4 protein-coding genes are annotated in these 2,731 nt (G+C 53.5%); all 4 read right to left on the reverse strand.

Translation table 11 applies throughout. From position 1 onward, the window contains the following. Positions 1 to 198 precede the first annotated feature (198 nt). The 4 genes from XYCOK13_RS21305 to XYCOK13_RS22205 all read right to left on the reverse strand — a co-directional run bounded on the left by XYCOK13_RS21305 (position 199) and on the right by XYCOK13_RS22205 (position 2,607). Positions 199 to 1,428 (reverse strand): IS110 family RNA-guided transposase, encoded by a 1,230-nt coding sequence (locus XYCOK13_RS21305; protein ID WP_373314481.1) that lies wholly within the window; start codon positions 1,426 to 1,428, stop codon positions 199 to 201. A gap of 341 nt (positions 1,429 to 1,769) precedes the next feature. Continuing rightward, entirely contained in the window at positions 1,770 to 2,093 is a 324-nt protein-coding gene (locus tag XYCOK13_RS21310) for a hypothetical protein (protein ID WP_213414269.1), read from the reverse strand. Beyond that, positions 2,090 to 2,281, reverse strand: a complete 192-nt coding sequence (locus XYCOK13_RS21315) for a SymE family type I addiction module toxin (protein ID WP_213414270.1) — start codon at positions 2,279 to 2,281, stop codon at positions 2,090 to 2,092. Before XYCOK13_RS21315 ends, XYCOK13_RS21310 begins: the two co-directional genes overlap by 4 nt. A 203-nt stretch (positions 2,282 to 2,484) precedes the next feature. After that, positions 2,485 to 2,607 carry a hypothetical protein gene (locus XYCOK13_RS22205; RefSeq protein WP_280520928.1) on the reverse strand — a complete coding sequence of 41 codons (123 nt, stop codon included), beginning with the start codon at positions 2,605 to 2,607 and terminating at the stop codon, positions 2,485 to 2,487. Between the last annotated feature and the right edge of the window lie 124 nt (positions 2,608 to 2,731).

A 2,731-nucleotide genomic window follows, 5' to 3' on the forward strand; every position in this document is an offset into this window, starting at 1 on the left:
TATCTTAGACTATGAACCCACCTGTTTTTCCCATCAGGAAACTACCTCTAACATAGCATTTCTTTAGAGCTTTTGGAATCATTTTTGGTTGTAGCAGGCAGCAGGGAAGCTTCTTTAGTTGCTCGAAGTAGAAGCCTCCCGCGTCTGCACTTGGGCTACGTCTTTCCTGTAGAAAAAATAAGAAAGAATGCAAGTTTGTTAATCGGAATTGTCGGCAATCGGCAAGGCATAAGGCTTCTGGTATTTCAAGATGCTGTAGACGATGTTCACCAGCCGCCGCATGATGCACACCAGCGCTTGCTTCTTCGTTTTGCCTTCGGCCATCTTGCGCTGGTAGTAGGCATAGATCGCCGGATTGCGCGGCGTTTTCGTGGTGCGATGCACGGCGATCTGCCGAACCGCCATGCCTAAGAAGATGTCATGCAAGCTGCGGTCGCCTTGCTTGCTCTTGAAGTACCGCCCTTTGCCGCCAGACCCGGCAAAGATCGGGGCGACTCCGGCATACCGCGCCAGCTTGTTCGCCGTTGGGAAGCGGCGGATGTCGCCAATCTCGGCGGACAGTTCCGCCGACGTGACCACATCCACGCCCGTCATCGTATGGAGCAGGCAACCAGTCTGCTCTAGCATCTGTTTCAACTTCGCCTCGACCTTCTTCAATTCGTCTTGGTAGAAGCGAATCTGCCGGACTTGTCCGCGAATGACGAGTTCCTTTTCCTCGGCATAAGTCACATGGTTGTTGCCGTCCTCCTGAACGCAATGCAAGATTAGCTCTGCCTTTTTCGTGGAGCAGCTAAAGTTGCTATGCTTTTGCAGAAACTGCTTTAATGCCTGCGGCGTTGTCTCCGTGACATAAGACGGCAACGGATACGCTTCCCAGAAGGCAAGCGCCGTCTTGCCGTCCACTTGGCTAAAGAAGCGGTTGTAGCTCGGATACACATAGCTAAGCTGAATATGAAGCTGCTTCACCAGACCCGTTAGATTCTTCGCAATTCCTCTGCGGCGCGTAACTAGCTGCCGCATAACCCAGAAATGTTCATCCGGCATAAAGTCCGGCAAGTGCTTCAGGTCATCCTTCAGCACGCGCGCGACACATTCCGCATCCCAACTGTCGCTCTTGTGAACAGTGGCGTAGCTTTGCCGTTTGGCGGCACTAAATGCCGGATTAATGGACTTGACCCATTGTCCTTGCTGGATGAGGTGCAAGCCCAGCGCCCAACCGTAGCCGCCTGTATCCTCCAAGCCATAGACGATCTTCCAGCCCGTTTTGCTGTATGGCTCCAGTCTGGCCAACAGCTTCGGAAAAGCGGACGGCTTGTTCTCGAATTGTAGTTCGCCCAGCTTTTCATTCCAGCAGTCCAAGAGTACAGCGGTATGATGATCTTTGTGCAAGTCAATGCCCACGTACAGCATGCGGGACACATCCTCCAGTGCAATCCTCTCCTTTCGTGGTCATACGTGCGGACGACAAGCAACAGGCGGCATCCTCGGCTCAAGCGTTAGCTTCTACGAAGCCCGCACAGATAGCAAAGCCTGACCAGTCCTTTTTCGCCTTTCCGTATGAAGAATAAGGGCAAAAACCCTTACGCCTTCCTCCTGAAACCAAGAGGAAGGCGTAAATGTTCTTGCGGAGCAAGGCGGCATCCTCATTTCGAGCGTCAGCTTCTCTCGAAGCCCGCAATGATAGCTCAGCCTGTCCATGCTCTAAGGGCAGAAGCCCTTACCTGTTCCACCTGCGGCGGCAGGCTGGAACAAGTAAATGCTTGTACCGCTCATCCGTTCTTCATCTTCCAGACCTTGCGCCAGCCCTTCGGGTGCATGACTTCATCGGTGAAATACTGGCGGTTGTACCGCTGCCGGACTTGACGGCTGCGGATGCTCTCGATCACCACCTTGCCGGGGCGAACGATGATCTTCTTGATCCAGCCGCCGTCCAGCACCTTCTCCCAAACCTCTGTTGTGCGGTTGGCGAAGTAGAGCCGCAAGGCGGCTTCAATGACGGCGTTCGCGCCGTCTAAGCCTTCCTGCTCGGCTTGCTCCTTCGCCATGCGGAGCAAGTCCGCATCCAGATTTGTCGTGTACTTCACACGCTTCATGCTTGCTCGCCTCCTTGAATAACTCGAATCGTCATCTCGCCATGCTGCCCTTCAATCTGCACCTGACAGCCAGCGGTGAAGCCCATCTGCGCCAGCCACTTGCCTTGCAAGCGCAAGCTTGGCGCATACACTGCCTGCCGCTCGGCGGTCAGGTAGCGGAATGTTTCAGTTACCGTCAACTTCCTCATTACAACAACCCCTCTCGAATAAGTGAGAGGATATGAAAGGGGCATATGCAGATGCCTACACATGCCCCTTGAAATGCGGTATAATCCACTCAAGGTTGCTGTGACAGCCAGTTGGCTGTACGTGTAGGTAGCTCAATTACCTGCATGAGCTTGCAAGTGTTGGCGCACTTGCAAGTCACGGCGACCCCTTCCATGTCCTCAAGCTAGAACAAGGAAAGCACCCATCCGACTGCGCGGCATACAAGACCGATGCCGACCACGATCCACGTCATGCCGAAGATGAATTGCATCCAACGACTTCCTTCCAACCAGTTCAACCAGAACAAGATTCTCCCCCCAATCTCCCAGCGCCGAAGCACTGGCTCTACAGCCTGCTCACATGTCCAAATTCAGGATTTGTACCGCCTTGTTTTTGATTTGTCAACGATGTTTTTCTGGGTTGTTTTTGCC

Source organism: Xylanibacillus composti (assembly GCF_018403685.1).
Taxonomy (GTDB): domain Bacteria; phylum Bacillota; class Bacilli; order Paenibacillales; family K13; genus Xylanibacillus; species Xylanibacillus composti.